General features: G+C 68.4%; 16 protein-coding genes. 5 read left to right on the top strand and 11 right to left on the bottom strand.

Translation table 11 applies throughout. From position 1 onward, the window contains the following. The first annotated feature begins 61 nt into the window (after window positions 1-61). The gene (locus tag KEG38_RS12915; protein WP_272419715.1) at window positions 62-649 is read left to right on the top strand and encodes a hypothetical protein; all 588 of its coding nucleotides are present in this window, start codon (window positions 62-64) and stop codon (window positions 647-649) included. Between the two features lie 16 nt (window positions 650-665). Here KEG38_RS12915 and KEG38_RS12910 read toward each other — a convergent pair whose 3' ends face one another. Both KEG38_RS12910 and KEG38_RS12905 read right to left on the bottom strand, forming a co-directional pair. Further along, on the bottom strand, window positions 666-1,634 hold the full coding sequence (locus KEG38_RS12910; protein WP_272419738.1) for an alpha/beta fold hydrolase: 969 nt from the start codon (window positions 1,632-1,634) through the stop codon (window positions 666-668). Window positions 1,635-1,639: 5 nt separating this feature from the next. Continuing rightward, on the bottom strand, window positions 1,640-2,761 hold the full coding sequence (locus tag KEG38_RS12905) for a Type 1 glutamine amidotransferase-like domain-containing protein (protein ID WP_272419714.1): 1,122 nt from the start codon (window positions 2,759-2,761) through the stop codon (window positions 1,640-1,642). Between the two features lie 163 nt (window positions 2,762-2,924). On the opposite strand from KEG38_RS12905, the gene KEG38_RS12900 reads away from it, so the two are divergent. After that, a complete protein-coding gene (locus tag KEG38_RS12900; RefSeq protein WP_272419713.1) occupies window positions 2,925-4,094 on the top strand; it encodes a glycoside hydrolase family 88 protein in 1,170 nt (389 codons plus the stop codon). 34 nt (window positions 4,095-4,128) lie between these two features. Here the strand turns inward: KEG38_RS12900 and KEG38_RS12895 are convergent, their stop codons facing one another. Together KEG38_RS12895 and KEG38_RS12890 are read right to left on the bottom strand one after the other, a co-directional pair. Beyond that, window positions 4,129-5,451, bottom strand: a complete 1,323-nt coding sequence (locus KEG38_RS12895) for an amidohydrolase family protein (protein ID WP_272419712.1) — start codon at window positions 5,449-5,451, stop codon at window positions 4,129-4,131. Between the two features lie 91 nt (window positions 5,452-5,542). Beyond that, a complete protein-coding gene (locus KEG38_RS12890; RefSeq protein WP_272419711.1) occupies window positions 5,543-6,847 on the bottom strand; it encodes a ferritin-like domain-containing protein in 1,305 nt (434 codons plus the stop codon). Between the two features lie 323 nt (window positions 6,848-7,170). On the opposite strand from KEG38_RS12890, the gene KEG38_RS12885 reads away from it, so the two are divergent. Beyond that, a complete protein-coding gene (locus KEG38_RS12885) occupies window positions 7,171-8,649 on the top strand; it encodes an STAS domain-containing protein (protein WP_272419710.1) in 1,479 nt (492 codons plus the stop codon). A gap of 7 nt (window positions 8,650-8,656) precedes the next feature. Here KEG38_RS12885 and KEG38_RS12880 read toward each other — a convergent pair whose 3' ends face one another. From KEG38_RS12880 to glgC, 7 genes are all read right to left on the bottom strand, one after another. Beyond that, entirely contained in the window at window positions 8,657-9,580 is a 924-nt protein-coding gene (locus KEG38_RS12880) for a response regulator (RefSeq protein ID WP_272419737.1), read from the bottom strand. A gap of 5 nt (window positions 9,581-9,585) precedes the next feature. After that, entirely contained in the window at window positions 9,586-11,133 is a 1,548-nt protein-coding gene (locus tag KEG38_RS55505; protein WP_272419709.1) for a sensor histidine kinase, read from the bottom strand. A 98-nt stretch (window positions 11,134-11,231) separates the two neighbouring features. Continuing rightward, window positions 11,232-11,960, bottom strand: coding sequence for an RsmE family RNA methyltransferase (locus KEG38_RS12870; RefSeq protein ID WP_272419708.1), 729 nt, complete (start codon window positions 11,958-11,960; stop codon window positions 11,232-11,234). Further along, window positions 11,957-12,853 (bottom strand): 50S ribosomal protein L11 methyltransferase, encoded by an 897-nt coding sequence (locus tag KEG38_RS12865; RefSeq protein WP_272419707.1) that lies wholly within the window; start codon window positions 12,851-12,853, stop codon window positions 11,957-11,959. Before KEG38_RS12865 ends, KEG38_RS12870 begins: the two co-directional genes overlap by 4 nt. Before the next feature lie 52 nt (window positions 12,854-12,905). Then, a complete protein-coding gene (locus tag KEG38_RS12860) occupies window positions 12,906-13,808 on the bottom strand; it encodes a hypothetical protein (RefSeq protein ID WP_272419706.1) in 903 nt (300 codons plus the stop codon). Between the two features lie 56 nt (window positions 13,809-13,864). Further along, a complete protein-coding gene (locus KEG38_RS12855; RefSeq protein WP_272419705.1) occupies window positions 13,865-14,554 on the bottom strand; it encodes a metallophosphoesterase in 690 nt (229 codons plus the stop codon). 9 nt (window positions 14,555-14,563) lie between these two features. After that, a complete protein-coding gene (glgC, locus tag KEG38_RS12850; RefSeq protein WP_272419704.1) occupies window positions 14,564-15,829 on the bottom strand; it encodes a glucose-1-phosphate adenylyltransferase in 1,266 nt (421 codons plus the stop codon). A 245-nt stretch (window positions 15,830-16,074) separates the two neighbouring features. On the opposite strand from glgC, the gene KEG38_RS12845 reads away from it, so the two are divergent. Then, window positions 16,075-16,782 (top strand): hypothetical protein, encoded by a 708-nt coding sequence (locus tag KEG38_RS12845; RefSeq protein WP_272419703.1) that lies wholly within the window; start codon window positions 16,075-16,077, stop codon window positions 16,780-16,782. Between the two features lie 113 nt (window positions 16,783-16,895). Continuing rightward, a complete protein-coding gene (locus tag KEG38_RS12840; protein ID WP_272419702.1) occupies window positions 16,896-17,534 on the top strand; it encodes a hypothetical protein in 639 nt (212 codons plus the stop codon). Window positions 17,535-17,538 lie beyond the last annotated feature (4 nt).

Raw genomic sequence — 17,538 nt, 5'->3', positions numbered from 1 at the left:
GCTCGGCCGGCGCATATCGCGGGTCGGTCCCGCAACGCAATTTCATGGTATCATCGGGGGCATGAACCATCGACTTGGCTTCGTTTCGATCGCGTTCGTTTCCTTGATGTTCACGGCTTGCGGGCTCGGGGGTTATCGGCCGCCCTCGGGGAACGGGGGTGAAGGGGGTGACGGGGAAGGCGGCAGTGCGGGGAGCGGCGGGAGCGGCGGGGGTGGCGGTCACGGCGGCGTGGGTGGCGTCGGCGGCGGCCACGCCAGCGGCGGCATGGGCGGTTTCGGGGGCGGGAGCGGCGGAGACGGCGGCACGGGCGGCGTGTCCGTCCCGTGTGGCGCCATTGGGCCGACGTGCAGACCAACCTGCCAATCCGCGGAGACCGTGCCCGCCGTCTGCATGAGCGGGACGTGGGAGTGCCCCGAGGGCTCGGTTGATGCTGCGACATGCCCGGGCTTGGACGAATGCTGCGAGTCGTTTTCGGATTGCCCGCTCACGACCACGTGCGTCATGAACCGCTGCAAGGAGAAGCTGGTGCTGCCGAAGTGCTGGTCCGACGCGGATTGCCTGGGGGGCACATGCGACGGCGCGAGTGTCTGCCCGTGCAACCAGATGTGCTTCAACCCGGACACGCCGGGAACGTGCGTCCCCAAATGAACCGAAGGGCCCCGCGTCAAGCCCCCGCGCGATCACGGAGCCACGCGACGACCTGATCTTCGAGCCCGCCCGACCCGGGAAAACCGAGGTCGACGCGGGCCGGAAAACCGACGTGCCCGCCGCGATCGATCCACCGCACCTCGAGCGGCGGGCGGGCGCCGGAGAGAATGGGCAGGAGCGTGTGGGCCGGGACCATGGGGTCGTGCGCGGCGGCCACGACGAGCGAGGGGACGGCGAGCGTCGCGAGGCGCGGCGCGACGCTCGACTCCCCGTAATAATGGTCCGCGCCGCGGAAGCCGAAGCGCGGGGCCACGATGTGCTCGTCCCAGTCACGGATCGTGGCAATGCGGCGCGCCTCCGCGAGCGGCAAAGGCACGGGGCGGCGGCCGGCGACCTCGGCGTAAATCTCCTTGATGGCCGAGAGGACGTGGCGTCGATACACGAGCCGCGCGGGCTCGTCGATGGCGCGCGCGCCGACGAAGAGGTCGAGCGGAGGGCATACCGCGGCGACGGCGCGGACGCGGGGGTCGAGTGATTCGGTGGCGGCGCGGAGGACGATGTGCCCGCCGAGCGAGTATCCGAGGAGGAGAATGCGCGAATAGCGGCCGAGCTCCGGGCTCGCGAGGGTCGCGTGGAGGTCCTGGGTGATGGCCGCGTGATAGATGTCCTCGCCCGTGCGGTCGGAGCCACGCAGGTTGACGCGCAGGCTCGCGATTCCGGCGGCCTCGGCGGCGGCGGCGGCCGAGAGTACGTAATGGCTGCGGACGTCCCCCCCGAGGCCGTGGACGACGACGAGCAGCGTATCCGACGCCGCGTGGTGCAATCGGCCCGAGAGGCGGACCTCGCCGTATTTCGTGTCCGGGACCGTCAGCCGAAAGGGAACGGAAGCCGAAATGCGGCGCGGCGCGACCGTGTGCCGCGCGACCGGCGCGACGGTGAACCAGTGGCCGAGGAACGAAAATACCCGGTTTTTCCCGTCAACCATACCATTCACGAGATCGCGACCTCCTCGCCGGCGCGATGGCAGCGCTTCCTCCCGTCGGGGCCGAAGACGTAGACGCCGTCCCCCGCGCCGACGCTCACGGCCCGGCGTGGCGAGAGGTCGAGCAGGAGGAGCGAGCGCTGGTTCAGGCCGACGCACGCGTGGTGGCGGAACCTTCGCGCGAGGTAGGCGAGGTTGTCGCGGTCGTCCGTTTGAATGCGCTCCATGCAATGGGGGAAGATCTGGATGTCCTGCACGATGCCGAGGCCGCGGTCGTAGAGCTGGAAATCGCGTGGGGTCTCGGCGAAATCGTCGTACACGATGACGCGCTCGCAGAGGACCATGGCGCCCGCGGAGACGGCGACGATCTGCGCGCCGCGGCGCAGAGCCTCGACGAAGACGTCGCGCAGGCGGAAGAAGCGGAGCGCGCCGAGCAAAAGATCGAGGCGGCCGCCGAAGAGGAAGATGTTGCTCGAGGAGAGGATGCGCGCTTCGAGCCGCTCTTTCGCGGCGCGGAACGCCGGGTGGTAGAGGGCGCCGGCGGCGTCGAAGGCGCGGCGCTCGATATCACCGAAGAGCTCGAAGAGGTGGTCGTCGTTCGATTCGAGCGTGTGGAAGGCGCGCCGGAGCTCGCGCGCGAGGGCGTGGCGGGCGAGCGCGCGCGGGCCCGTGGGATGCGTCATGTCGGCGAGCAGGCTCTGGAGATCGGTATCGGGCGCCTCGGATTTCGCCTCGCGCAGGGTGCGGCGGAAGAGGTCGATCGTGTGCGCGTTGTGCTCGAGGTAAAACCTGCGCGCGGTGGCCTCGGCGCGGCGCAGCTCGCGGAACGCCTCGGCGAGCTCGGGCGCCTCGGCGAGGACTCCGTCGAGCTCGGTCAGCAAGGAGAGGTTCTCGTGGGCGCGATCGAAGCCGTCCTCGAAGACGGAGGGAAAGCCCGCGGCGTTGAGGGCCCGCTTGACGTGCGCCTCGTCGTACTCGTGCTCGGCCCAGCCGGCCGTGACGAGCAGGGTGCGGCGCGCGGCGGCGACCGCCGGATCCTTGTGCCGCGACGTCGCGAGGAATGGAGCCGCGGCCCGGACGAGCCATTCGTCGGACTCGGCATTGCCGTTGAAGAGGATGGCGCCGCGCATGCGGGGCGGAGTGTACACGAAGGCGGCGGCAAGGCGAAGGAGGTCGCGACCGCGCGCGGAGCGGGATGGATGGGCGGCGCCCGGCCCGGTCGCCCGCGTGTTCGAGCGCGGCCGGGTCACGCTCCTTGCAGGCCGTCTGGGTGCCGGAAAGAAGGGAATGACCATGCGAACTCTGCTCACGTTGTTGCTCGTCGTCCTGCTCGTTCCTCCCCCATTCCAAACGGCCGCCTGCCCAGCTCCACCACCCGCGCGCGCCGAGGCTGTCGCGGGCGAGGTGCTGTCCGCGGTCCGCTCGAAATACCCGGCTTCGAGCGCCCTCTGCTACTGGCGCGACGCGACGCTCCTGTGGGGCGTGGAGAAGGTGTATGCGACGAATCCGGCGGCCCGGGGGGCGTGGCTCGAATATCTGCAGTCGAGCCTGGATACGGCCATCGGCGAGGATGGGTCGTTCGAGCCGCTCTTGCCAGACGTCGATTTCATCGCCTGCGGGCTCAACTTGCTCTTCCTGTACGAGGAGACCGGCGAAGCCCGGTATCTCGCGGCGGCGAAGAGCATCCACGACTACATGCAGCGGACCTTTCGGCGGGCCGAGGACGGGAGCATTTCACATATTTCTTCCTTACTGGAAGGGTACCAGGGCTCGGTGGAGCTCTGGGTCGACTCGGATTTCCTGCTCCTCACGTTCCTCGCGCGGCTCGGGGAGGCCACGGGTGACGAAGCCATCATCAACGAGGCCGCGCGACAAACGGTCCTGCATATCCAGCACCTCATGGATCCTCGGACCGGCCTGCACGCACACGGCTGGGCGGAGCGGAGCGCCGAGGGAACACTGCCCGCGTGGGCCGATCCGAGCACCGGGCGGAGCCCTGTCTTCTGGGGACGCGGCCATGGCTGGGTCATGGCCGGGCTCTCCGAGGTGCTCCTTCACCTGCCAGAGAGCCACCCTTCCTATTCCTTCATTCTGGAGAGCTACCGGCGAACGGCCGCGGCGCTGCTCGCCGAACGAAGACCCTCCGGCCTCTGGATGACGGTCCTCGGGGCGGAGGGGCTCGAAGGGAATGTCGAAGAGACGTCGGCCTCCTCGCTCATCGCCTATGGAATGGGCGTGGGCGCTCGCATGGGTTGGCTTCCCGAATCACAATATGCGTGCGTCGCGACGGAGACGCTCTCCGCGCTCCTGCCGCGCTGGCAAAACCCCGATCTCTCGCTCGTGAGCACTGGCACCGTCGTGGCCGCGGACCCGGCGAGGTACGTGGTGCGGTTCGATCCGAGGACGAAATACGGCGAGGGAGCATTCCTCGCGTTGCTCTCGTTGTCCCTCGGCCCGCGCTGACGTAATCATCGTATCGACCTACGCGCCGGGGCGCTCAAGGCCCGACCCATACGCCGTTCAGCATGACGCGGCGGACGTCGCGCATGGCGGCGAGGTCCTCGCCGGGATTGCCGCCGACGAGGATCAAATCGGCGATTTTGCCGGGTTCGAGGCTCCCCAGCCGGTCCTGGACACGAAAGAATCTCGCGTTCTCCAGGGTGGCGGCCGAGAGGACCTCGCCCCGCGAGAGGCCGGCCTCGTGCAGGAGCTCCAATTCGCGGACGTACGCGTCTCCGCGCTCGGCGTGAGGCACGTCGGAATGGGAGCCGACCACGATCCGGACGCCGGCGCCGTGCGCGCGGCGGACGAAGCCGAGCATGTTGGTGAAGGCGCGGACCTCGGCGTCATTGCTGCCCCGATCGCCCGGTCGGCGCTCGAAAATGGCGAGCGTAGGCGTGAAGAACGTGCCCTCGGAGACGAGCAGGTCGAGGATCGCCCGGACGCTCGGGGAATCCAGGTCGACGTTGCTCCAGAGCGCATAACGAGCCGGGCCGCGGGCGGCGTTGTCCGCGAGGACAGCCTGCCGGAAAGCCTCGGCCTCGCGGAGCGGCACGATCGCGGTGCCGAACGAAGTGACGTGCTCGACGCCGTCGAGCCCGGCGCGCACGGCGTCCCCCGCGTCCACGATTTCGAGGTGCGCCGTCGTGATGAGGCCCCGCTCGTGGGCAGCCTCGTTGACGGCACGGATGCTGCCGAGGGGCAATCGATAATAGATTTTGATGGCCGACGCGCCCTGATCCGCGAGGCGATGGACGGCCGCGCGCGCCTCGGCCGGATCGAGGACGAGGAGCGCGTCCTTCGGGTGCGCGGGCGGCGGCGCGTCGAGGTGGGGTCCGGTCAAAAAGAGACGCGGAATCGGGGCGGAGGAAGAGCGCACCGGATCATACGCCTCGATCCATGCGCCTGGGTCGCGCAGGGACGTCACGCCGCGCTGGAGGAAGAGGGACGGCAGGGGGATGTCGCCGTCGAGGTGGAAATGGGCGTCGATGAGGCCGGGCAAAACGGATTGTCCCGTCGCATCGACGATCTCCGCGCCCGCAGGGATTTCCACGGCGCCGCGCGGACCGACGGCGAGGATTCGTCCTTCGCGGACGACGACCACCGCGTCGGGCACGGGCGGCGCGCCGCGTCCATCGAAGAGCGTCGCGCCCGTGATGGCCAGGGTTCGGCCACGAGGGGCCTCGGTGAAGCGATTCACTTCCCGCGCGGGCGGCAGGAAATCCATCCGTCCACCGATATCGTGTTGCGCGATCGCCGGGGTTCCGACGCAACCGCCCGCGACGGCGGTGATGCACAACATCCTGGCAATCCGGGGCATCGTGGACCTCCTGGGCAAACGCGCCACGATAGCGCGCCCGCCCAGGAAATCTAAGCCCGCACGGCGGCCCCGCGAGCCCACCGTCCGCGCTTTACGCTGCGAGCGCGAGCACGGCTTCCTTGAAATGCCGAGCGAGCCGCTCGCCGGCAGGAGCATCGGGGAGGCCCAGGGTCGAGACGAGCTCGGGGTCATTTCCAGCCCGCGCCTCGGCCGCCACGATTTCGAGCGTATTCCGCCGCGCGGCTTCCACCCTCTCCCGCGCGGCGGCGTCGAGCCGCGGGCGAATCCATTCGTCGATGGCCCACGCGAGCGAGGCGTGCCGGGCCTCGTCGAGCGCGATGCGGTGCATGGCGCGACGGACGGCAGGATCCTTGGCGGCGCGCGCTTGCCACATGCCGACGAGCACGCCGAAGGTCTCGCGCACGCAGCCCTCGACGGCATTGTCGAGCGCGATGGCCTCGAGCGAGCGCGGGGCTTGCTTTGCGACACTCGGGGCACGGAATTGCCCGCCGTGACGCGACGCGAGCCTGCGCATCACCCGCGCGTGCCGGACCTCGTCGCGTCGCGCGATATCGGCGCGCTCGATGAGCGCGCGCGGCGCGCCGTGATGGACGAGCTCCGCGGCGAGGGCCTCGAACGCGTCGACGCTCGCGGCTTCGAGACGCGCCACGCTCGCGAGATACGCGCCCACGCGCGTCGAGCCGCGGGCCTTGCGGCGCGCGAGCCCCGCGGGACGCCGGCCAATGCAGGCGCCGGACTCCGATTCGATGACCTCGGAGTCGATTTCCTGGACGTTCCCGTCGGCATTGATGTCGAGGAGGTACAGCTCGCGCTCGATCGGATCGCAGATCTCGGTGTATCGCGTGCCGAGCACGTCGAAGCCGGAGCCCGAGGCCCGGACGCCGCCCTCGTCCGTGTTGTTGCAGATGATTTGATACTCCGCGAGCTCAGCGGCGAGCACGGCCTCGCCGGCCGTATCGATGGGTCGGATCAAGGCGAGGACGGCCTCCTTCGTATCGAGGACCTTCACCTCGTCGCCCTTGTTCGTGACCAGGATGTGGCGCGGGCAAAAATCGACGCACTGGCCGATGCGAAAACCTTGGGCCGACGTGGCGGCGGCGATCGCGGCCTCGCACATGGCGACGTTGCTCGCGGAGCCGCACTTGTCCCCGAAGGTCGTGACCACGCGCGGCTCATCCGACCCTCCCTCGCCGATGTTGATGAGCTCCATGTAATCGAGCTCCTCGGCGGTCCGCAAATCGGAGAGGTGACGATCGTTGCCGCACGTGATCGCGGTGAAGCCGTCGGTGTCGATCCCGCAAGCGACGGCGGCGGGCGCGATCGAAAGAGAAAGGACGTGACGCAGAATTCTGCCGACTCGATTGGACCTGGCCATGAGCACCTCGACCCCCGGCACGGCAAGGGCCGTTCCAGCCGGAGAAACGCGGCTTTTCGCGAGGGCGGCCGAAAACTCCCTGGCACCCTTGCCGCTCCATGGCGCGCATCCCTGGCACAGAATGGCAACAGGGACAAAATCGTGCTCACGGGACGAAAATTCGCCGCAAGCACGGGGCGATATCGGTTCGAGCGCGAGGACTCGACGGCCCGATCGTCGGGACGAAAGGCCGGACACGTGCAAAAATTACCAATGTTCGTGTGAGGACGCCATGATGACGCCTCGGGTTGTGCCTTTCTCCTGTCTCTGTTAAAGCCGATCCCATGATCGGGGACATACACCGTCATCTCGGTGGGGTGTTCGAGGGGTGCCCGGATCCACTGTTGCTCGTCGAGGGCGACGTGGTGGTGGCGCAAAATGAAGCGGCCCGCGCAGAGCTTGGCGAGGCATCGTCGCTGCTCGCGCTCTTCGACGCGGCGGATCGGAGCGTCGTGTCGTCGGCCTGCGCGGCCGTGGCGGGCGGGCAATCGACAAAATCGACGTTTTCGGCGCGCTCCGCGGCGGGCACGGCGAAACGCTGGACCGCATGGTCGGTCGGGAACGGTGGGGTATGCGTCCGGATGGACGGCCCCGCGGAGCCCCGCACGGACATTCCAGCGCCGCTCGCTCCCCTCCTCACGAAAGACGAGCCTGTCCCGCTTCGGAGCGTGCTCCTCGGCAAGATCTTCGATCGATTCGAGGGGATCCTCTGGGCGATCGCCAAGGATGGGACGATCCTGGTCTCGGAAGGCAAGGGGCTGGCCCACTTCGGAATCGCGCCGGGCGCGCTCGTCGGTATGAATGCGCTCCAGATCTATCCACCCGGATCGACTGCCCGGGAGGAGACCGAGCGCGCCCTCGCAGGGGAGGAGCTCTACTCGGACAGCATCGAGGGCATGTCCTACTGGATACGTCGTCTCACGCCCGTGCGAGACGCAGCCGGCGACATCACCTCGATCGTTGGATTCTCGCTTCGCGCCAACGAGAACACGGAAGAGACCTTCCAGGCCAAGGCCTTGATCCGCGCGCTCTCGGAGCTGCCCCTCGCGATCTGGGCCATGGACGCGGACGGGACGTGCAAGATGTCCCTGGGAAATGGCCTCAAGGATCTCGGCCTCAAGCCCGGCGAGCTCGTCGGGAAAAACCTCTATGAGCTCTACAGCGGCCGCGAGGATTTCCAGGCGGACATGAAGCGGGCGTTCTCCGGGGAGCAGTTCGTCTCCGAGATATCGCATGTCACGTCGCACTGGCGCAACACGATCATCCCGGTGCGTGACACGTTCGGCGACCGCGTGGTGCGTATCTACTCGGTGGCCGAGAACGTGACCGACCGCGTGGAGTACCAGCGGCGGCTCGAAGAGCATCTCGCGCTGATCCAATCGCAAAAGCAGGCCATCGTCGGTTTGTCGAGCCCGATCATCGAGGTCTGGCAGGGCGTGCTCGTGGTGCCGCTCATCGGCTCGATCGATCAGGCCCGCGCGAGCATCCTGCTCGAACGGCTGCTCACGGAGGTCGTCAGCCGGCAATCGAGCGCGGTGATTCTGGACCTGACGGGCGTGGACACGGTCGACGCGGAGGCGGCGCAGCACCTCTCGAACGTGATGCGCAGCGTGGAGCTCGTCGGCGCGACCGGGCTGCTCTCGGGGATCCGGCCGAGCGTGGCGAAGACGATGGTGGACCTCGGCGTCGACATGCAATCACGCCGCACCTACCCGACGCTGGCTGAGGCCCTGCGAAAGTTGATCGGCGCGCGCAAGCGCTGACGGTTTCTCAGCGGCCCTCGCCATGCATCTCCAGCACGGCTCTCTCATGTAATTTCTTCATGAATGCATTTCGGTCCGGCGCGAGGACGAGCTCCCGGAGGTCGGCCTTTCCGACGAGCAGAACGAGGTAATCGTCCCGGCGCTCGCCGTGCAGATCGCTGCGCAGGGGCGCGGAAAAACCGCCCGGCGCAATGAAAAGGCCGAGGCGCGAGCGATTGAACTTGCGCGAGAGCTTCCACAAGAAGCTCCGGATCTCCGTGGCGCCGGCGGGCCGCGTCCAGTTCTTGCATTCGGCGAGGATGTACGAGGTGCGTTCGTTCACCCAGAAGGGATCGGTGGATTCGTTGCGAATGACGAGGTCGATCTCCTCCTCCTCGTTGCGGCGCCGAGCCGAGGCGTGGCGAAAGCCAGGGATCGTCTTGAAGACGAGGACCATCAGGTCTTCGAGCAGCTTGCCCTTGCGGTTCGGATCCGTCTCGCTCTCGGCCGCGGCCCAGGTGTCGCGAATCGCCGCCTCGGCCTCGTCCGAGGAAAGCTCGCCGAAATGGTGCGCCCGCACGGCCTCGAGCGCATTGCGAAGTTTTGCGAGCAAGAGGACGCGAAAGATCGGGCCTTTTTCGAGGTAATCGTAGGCGCCGTCCTGAAAGGCCCGCGTGACCGCGGCCTCCGTGGCATACCCCGTGACGAGGATGGTCTTCGCGAGCGGCGCGCGTCGGGAAACCTCGGAGACGAGGTCGAGGCCGGTGTCCGGGCCCGTCTTGCCGTCGAGCTTCTGATCGACGAGCACGACGTCCCAGCCGCCCTGATCGAGCCGCACGAGCGCTTTTTCGATCTCGTCCGCAGTCTCGACGAGATATCCCTCGGCGCCGAGCCGCGCGCGATAGAGCTGCAAAAAGCTCGGATCGTCGTCGATGATCAAGATGCGGCCCATCGGTCTCACGCGGCGCTCCTTCCGGCATCCACGGGCAGGCGGAGGACGAATCGAGCGCCGCCGAGCGGGCTCTCCTCGCAATGCGCCTCGCCGCCGAGCTCCGCGCGCGCGACCTCGCGCACGAGCGCAAGCCCCTGCCCCGTCCCCCCGGGACGCAAGGAAAACCCGGGCGCAAAAATCGCCTTGCGATACTCGGGCGGGACGCCCGGGCCGTCGTCGTCGACGGTGACGACGATGGCGCCGCCTCCGTCGAGCGCGGCGGCCACACGAATCTCGGCCGGACGGTCGTCGCGGGCGCGCGCCGCATTGCGGAGCAAATCGACGATGGCCAGGACGAACCGATCGCGGCGGCCACGAACATGCGGGAGGAAGCGGGGCCGGTCGAAAAAAGCCACGCGGCCGAGCTCCTCGGCGAGGGCGGCGAGCGCGTCCTCGATGGCCGCCGCGATGTCGAAAGGTTCGGGCGGAGGGCCGGCGCGCTCGACGACCTGCGCCATTTCGGTCATGAACCGGAAGATGCGATCGACGCCGCCCGTGATGGTGGCGCCGTGCCGATCGACGAGCGTGCCGCGGCCGTCGCGCTGGAGCGAGGCGAAGAGGTCATCGATGGCCTCGCGCACGGGGACCAGGGCATTGCGAATCTCGTGCGCGACCATGCGCGCGTGTCGGGTCATGGCGAATGCAGCGCTCTCGCGCTGGATCAATGCGGTGGCGGCGCGAATGCGGCCGAGGACGGCGGCCGTCTCATCTTGAATGAGCGCGCCCGCGAGGAGGACCATCGGCGTATCGCCCGAGGCGACCTCTGCAAGCAGCTCGGCGCCATTTTCGGTGAGCTCGTAGGTGGTGAGCGCCTCCTCGGCCTCGTCCTCGAACGAAAGGAGGCCGAGCGCGGCGAGGCGATCGAGCGATTGCGGATGCGCGGCCACTTCGCTGCCATACCAGAAGACGCGGAGCCTGCGGGCCGCGACGAGGCGCGCCGCGGCCCCGCGCGACAATCGCCAAGGATCCGAAGGCCCGCGCGATTGCGCGACCTCGACGGCGAGCAGCCAGCGGACGGCATCACGCTCGGGCAAGCCGAGGACGAGCCGGCCAATGGGCGTGAGGAGCGTCTCGCTCTCGGCGCGCCGCAATGCGCGCACTTCGAGCGCATACCGCTCGGGCCAGAGGTTCGGGGTGCGCTCGGGGCGCTGGATGGAAAAAAGGACCTCGCTGGAGAGGCGATCGAGCTCGCGATCGCGGATGCGCGAGCCGGCCGAGTCGGACAAACCGAGCCGGCGGCGGAGGGCGACATCGACGAGCGCATGCAGCTCCGTAGCATTCGCGCCGAACGCGAGGCCGCCTTCCAGCAATCGCTGCATTTCCTGGACGAACGCCCCGAGCTTGTCGGACCAGACGTCGTGCAAACGCTCGATTTTCTCCTCGGGCTCGCCGCGCGCTTCCAGGGCTTCGAGCGCGTCGAGCAGCGTCTTTCGATGCGCGCCGAGGCCCGAGAGCGCCCACGAGGAGCCCTCCGGGCGGTCGAGACAGCGGCGCACGTCGTCGAGGAAAGACACGCCGGAAGGTGATGCCGGGCGCCCGGGTTTGTCAAGTCCGATGCGGGGTTTGTCCGCGGCCCGCGTTTGTCCCCGGCGTTTGTCCCCGGCGCGAGGCGTTATCGCGAGAGAAGCACCACGCCGCCGAGCACCGCCGCGCATACCGTCTCGGCGCGGAGCGTGAGCGGGCCGAACGAGACGCGCGAGAGGCCGGCCGAGGTGCACGCCTCGATCTCGGCCGGCGACAAACCCCCCTCGGGGCCCACGACGAACGCGAGCTCGACCTCCTGGCCGAGGCGCCGAATCGCCGGACCGAGCGGCGCGTCGGCCACGGGATCCAGGCAAAAGCCATGGACGCCCTCGCCCGAGGCGAAGAGCTGCACGGCCTCGATGAGCTCCATCGGCGACGAGATCGCCGGCGCGTCGCCACGGCCACATTGCCGCGCGGCCTCGACCGCGATGCGGCGCCACCGCGCCGCGCGACCGTCTGCGGGGCGGCCCACGGATCGCTCGGCGACGATCGGAACCACGCGGCTCGCGCCGAGCTCGGTCGCATCACGGACGATCGCGTCGAACTTGTCGCTCTTGCACGTGGCCTGGAGGAGCGTCACGCGGCGCGCGGGCAGGAACGTGGCCGCGCGGGGCTCCTCGACGACGACGGAGACGCTTGCACGATCGATCGCGGTGATCTCGGCGTCGGCCTCGATCGCGCGATCGGGATCGAAGAGCACCACGCGATCGCCGAGGCGCTTGCGATGGACGCGCGCGACGTAGCGGGAGGCGTCCTCGTCGAGGATCGAAGACCCCGCCTCGACGCGGGCGACGGGGACACGCAGCGGGCCCCTCATGACGCAGCGAACGCGATCGCGACCCAGTCGTCGCCCGTGCCGTCACCGCGGCGTCGCGTCTCGAGGTAGCGCAGCGGGCGCGCGAGCGAGGTGTACCGCGCGACGATCTCGTCGTGCTCGGCCGCGAGGATGCCCGAGAGGATCAGAAGCCCCGAAGGAGCAACCGCGCGCGTCAAATCCTCCGCGATCGGACGCAGCACGCGCGTCTCGATGTTCGCGAGCACCACGGGGAACGTTTCCGTCACGTGCTCGATCGTCTGCTCGCGAACGACGACGCGATCGGCGAGGCCGTTGCGCTCGGCGTTCTCGCGCACGACGTCGATGACCTCGGGGTCGTTGTCGATCGCGAGCGCGCTCGCGGCGCCGTAGATCAGCGCGACGAGCGCGAGAATCCCGCTGCCCGTGCCGACGTCGAGCACACGCACGCCGGGCAACGAGCTCTTACGATCGTGAAGCATCTCGGCGACGAGCGCGGTCGTCGCATGCAGGCCCGTGCCGAAGGCGCGGCCCGGTTCGAGCTCGAGCACGTGCTCGTCCGCGCGCTTCTTCTCGTAGGCGACCCACGGCGGCACGACGACGATGTCGGACGTGAACTGGAACGGCTCGAAGTGCTGCTTCCAGGCGTCGCGCCAGGCGTCGCCCACGATCTCCTCGATGCGCGGCGCGAGCGAGGGGTCCTCCTCGACGAGCGCCGCGATCGCCTGGTCGGCTTCTTCGCGCGTGGAGAAACTCGCGACGAGGGTCACCTTCCCGGAGCCCGCGCCTTTCGCGAGCGTCTGCTCGTCGCGCTCCTCGACGCCCATGGCGCCGAGATCGAAGAGGTGTGCGCCGAGCTCTTCGGCTCGATCGCGAGGGACGTCGACGGCGACGAACGGATAAACGGGCTCGGTCATTTTGAAGACGAGGTTTTGGCGCGGATCGGGCCTTCGGGCCACCCGAGATCGGCTACTCCGTCACGCGAATCGTCACGGTCGAGGTCCGCTGGTTGAGGAGGAAGTACGTCGCGGCCACGCCGCCGCCCACGACCGCGAGGCCGACGGGCACCCAGAACCACGGGCTCGACAAGACGCCGCCCTTCTGCGCCGCAGGCACGGCGATGCGCAGCGGCGTCGCGGCATCACCACGCGAGGTGAGCGGCAACCCGCCCTTGTCGATCGCTTGCAGGTAGTACTCGACGAGCGGGGGTTTGACCGCGTCGCTCGGGATCTGCGCGCGGAACTCGCCGAGCGTGTAGCTCGCGGGCACGAGGACGAACTTGCCATCGGCGCCCGTGCGATACGCGAGCTGCATCGCACGCACGCGGCCGTCCGGATCCTCGACGCGACCCGTGAGCTTGATCAAGGTCCCCGGCGGCACCTGCGCGGGCGAGGTGTGCATGATGCGGATCGGCTTTTCGGCCGCGGGCGAGTCGATCGTCTCGCGGCCCGGCTTGCCCTCGGCTTCCCACTTCTCGCGCGTCGTCTTGAAGAAGTCCTTGAAGCGCGGCGATTCGGTCGGCGGCAAGGTGTACGTCTCGTCGAGCACGAGCAGCCCGCGCACGGCGGCGTCCGCCTCGTCGACGCGCTTGAGCACGATGTAGTTGTAGGCGAGCAGGCGGTAGATCTCGATCTTCTCCTGCTTGCTCGTGCCGGGGCGGAGGAGCGCGGCGGAGAGCGTCTGGATCGACTCTTCGTACTCGGCGTCGTCGAAGAGCGCGCTGCCGCGCTGGATGAGCGAGGTGACGCTGGCCTTGTCGCCCTTGGGAGCAGCTTGCGCGAACGCAAGGGAGGGCGTCGCGACGACGAACGCAGAATGGCAAGCAGCCGTGAGGGCGAGCGTCGCGGCGAGGCGAGGCCAGACGGAGCGCATGGGCCTGAGGGTAGCCGGAAACGCGCGTCGTTGGCGAGAGCCGTGCGATCACTCGTTCAGCGCGGGTAGTAGGTCCTTCGCGCCTTCACGCTCACGAGGACGCTCATCCGATCCTCGGGCGGAGGCGGGTGTTCACCCGCGCGCAGCACCATCGCGGTGAGGCGGCCGCCGTACACGCAGCCCGTGTCGATGCCCGTCGCGTCACGGTGGATCTGCGGGAGCTCGAGAGCGTTGTGCCCGAAGACGAGATGCGGCGGTCCCACGTACCGCTCGCCCCACAGGGTCGAGCCGCGCCGCTCCTCGGGCACGCCGCTCACGTTGAGCGAACGCACGTACATGAGCGTACGCGGGCTCTGGCGCTCGATCGGCAGCGCGGGATCGACGCCCGCGTGCACGACGCGCAGGCCGTGCTCCGGCAGGTCGAGCCAGAGCGGCAGCGAGGCGAGGAACTCCCAGTGCTTGCGGCGCAGGGCGCGCACGACCTCGCGCTGCAGGCTTCCGAGTTGCGGCACGATGCTCGGAGGCATCTGCCGGTAGCGCAGGAGCCGATCCTCGTGGTTGCCACGCACGACGCGCGCCTGGAGCTTGCGCAGCAGATCGATCGTGCCCGCGGGATCGGGACCACGCACGACGAGGTCCCCCACGGAGACCAGCTGATCGCCCGCGCCGAACCCGATGTGGCCTAGCAGATCCTCGAGCTCGTACCTGCATCCGTGCAGGTCGCCGACCACGACCGTTCGACCCATCACTCCCGCTCAGCCGATCTTGGCGCGCTTGGGGATGACGACGATGCCGCCCTCGCTCACGTACCAGCGCTTCCTGTCTTCCTCGAGGTTGTAGCCGATCTCGGCCCCCGAGGGGACCTCGACGTCCTTGTCGATGATCGCGCGGCGGATCTTGGCATGCCTCCCGATCACGACATTCTCGAAAAGCACGCTCTCCTCGACATGGCTGAAGGAGTTCACGCGGCAGCGGTTCGAAAGGACGCTCCGATGGATGCGGCCGCCGGAGATGATGCAGCCGAGCGAGACGAGGCTCTCGGTCGCGATGCCGACGCGCGCGTTCCACTCGTCGCGGAAGACGAACTTGGCCGGCGGATCGTGGCTCATCGCGGTGCGGATCGGCCAGCGCTGGTTGTAGAGGTTGAAGGCGGGCTGCACGCTGATGAGATCCATCTGCGCGGCCCAGTAGGCGTCGATCGTGCCGATGTCGCGCCAGTAGGCGTTCGAGCCCTCGTCCTCGCCGGGAACGCGGTTCGTCTGGAAATCGTAGACGAACGCGCGCCTGCCGTTCTTGACCATGTACGGGATGATGTCGCGGCCGAAGTCGTGCGCGCTCTGCTCGTTCTTCGCGTCCTGTTCGAGCGCGTCGAGCAGGTGGCCCGTGTTGAAGATGTAGTTGCCCATCGAGGCGAGGGCGAGATCGGGGTGGCCGGGCATCGGCGGCGGATCGGGGACCTTCTCGTGGAAGGCGATGATGCGGCCGCTCGCGTCGGCCTCGATCACGCCGAACTGCGTGGCCTCCTTGCGCGGGACGGGGATGGCCGCGACCGTGACCTCGGCAGAGCGCTCGAGGTGCTCGTCGAGCATCTGGCGCATGTCCATCTTGTAGACGTGGTCGCCGCCGAAGATGCAGACGTGCGTGGGCGACTCGTCCGTGATGACGTGCTGGGTCTGGTAGACGGCGTCGGCCGAGCCCTTGAACCAGCTCTTGCCGGTGCGCTGCTGCGCCGGGATCGTCTCGATGAAGTTGTCGAGCATCGGCGACAAGCGCCACGCACGCGCGATGTGTTCGTCGAGCGACGCGCTCTTGTACTGCGTCAGGATCTTGATCTTGTGCAGCCCCGAGTTGACGAAGTTCGAGAGGACGATGTCGATGATCCGGTAGCGCCCGCCGAACGGAACCGCCGGCTTGGCACGATCCGAGGTGAGAGGACCGAGCCTCCGGCCCTCTCCACCCGCCAGGATCATGACGAGGACACGTGAAGTCTCGAACGGGGCGCGCAGCTTCGTCTCGCGCATGGTTCGTGGAGACTACCCTACCTTCGTGGCCCAGGCGACGCTCGACGACGGGGACGAGTTTGGACGGGCCTGTCGGCCTGCTCGAGCGCCTCATTATGAGGGACCGAGGCGCGTCGGTTCCCCTCCTTCGGCGAATCTCTTTACGCGCCGTGCGCCATCGTGTTAGCCCTTTCCAGCCCAATCCCCCTGCCCCAGGGCGGCAGCCTGTCCCCGAGGGCGTACCCTCGAGCGGCCCGGAGAGACTCATGAACGTCCGACATGCACTCGTTTTCGCCCTCGCCTCCGTGACAGGCTCGGCCGTGCTCGGCTGCGGACCGTCGGAGGAGCCGTACAAGGCCAAGCCCGCCGTGAGCGGCAAAAAGGCCGCGCTCCCCGCCGTGCCGACGCTCCCGCAGAAGCAGAAGAAGACGCCGGACGGCGCGTACACGATCTGGGGCATCACGCACGATCTCCGCAGCCGCGTGCACTTCGAGGACGTCAACGCGAAGCAGGTCTCGATCGTCGGCTACATCGTCAAGACGAACTACGCCGACGCGCCGGCGTGCTCGATCCACAAGACGGGCAAAGGCGATCCGCCGGACTGCAAGGCGCCGATCCCGACCTTCGCGATCGCCGACGAGAAGGGCGAGACGAAGGACATGATCGACGTCATGGGCTGGGCCTCGAACTTCGCCCAGGTCTTCACGCTGATCGAAGCGATCGACAAACAGCCGAAGGGCAAGGAAGGCGAGGCGAAGCTCGCCGACGAGTTCTGGGGCGCGGACCTGCCGAACCCGATCCCCAATGTCGGGGCGAAGGTCAAGGTGACGGGCACCTACGCGGTGACGTTCACGAAGGCGAGCTCCGGCGCCGCCGCGAACCCGAAGTACGGGATCATGACGGCCGAGAAGATCGAGTTCCTCGAGCAGGCGCCGGAGAAGGCCTACCTGCCCGGCATGAAGAAGAAGCCCTGAGCTTCGTCTCCCGTGCGCTCCCCGCGCCCCAGGATCCGGCGGCGAAGGTGGGGGGGGCGAGACCCGAAATACTTGCGGACGCCGGTCGGCATCTGACACGCTCGGATTTGCGCATGGTCTACCGCACCTTCAAAGCAATCGCTCCCCTCGCTCTGCTTCTCGTGGCCGCGGCCTGCGGCGGGAAGACACCCGAACCCGAGACGCCGGTCGACGAGGGCGCCTCGAAAACCGTCGAGACGCCGCCCCCGCCGCCGAAGTGCGAGTCGCTCGACGAGAAGTGCGCCGCGACGAAGGAAACGAGCGCCAAGGTCAAGAGCGCCAAAATCGCCTTCCAACCCGCAGAGAAGTGGACGTACGCGCAGGGCGAGGCGCAGACGATCGCGCAGGCCTCGGAGGAGGGTGCGATCGTCGTGTTCGGCTCGTACACGCCGGACAAGGACGCGAAGAAGGACGCTGCGGCGCGTGAAGCGGCGCTCGCGGAGCTCATCAAGACGACCGCCGTCACCCTGCCGAAGGGCTACAAGGTCAACTGGAAGAAGCCGGACAACACGCAAGAGGTCAACGGCGTCAAGCTCAACGTCTGGACCGCGGCAGGCTCGGAGCGCGCGAAGAAGAAGGGCACACTGCTCGTCTTGCAGGCGCCGCTCAAGGACGGCGAACCCGCGCTGCTCGGCCTGGGCTTCGCGGCCGACGATGACGAGGCCGGCATGGGCGCGGTGAGCAAGGCGATCGAGTCCATCAAGGCCGAATAAGGAA

Source organism: Polyangium jinanense (genome assembly GCF_028435265.1).
Lineage (GTDB): Bacteria > Myxococcota_A > Polyangia > Polyangiales > Polyangiaceae > Polyangium > Polyangium jinanense.
Note: the sequence above shows the minus strand (reverse complement) of the source record. Positions and strands in the feature narration are given on the sequence as shown.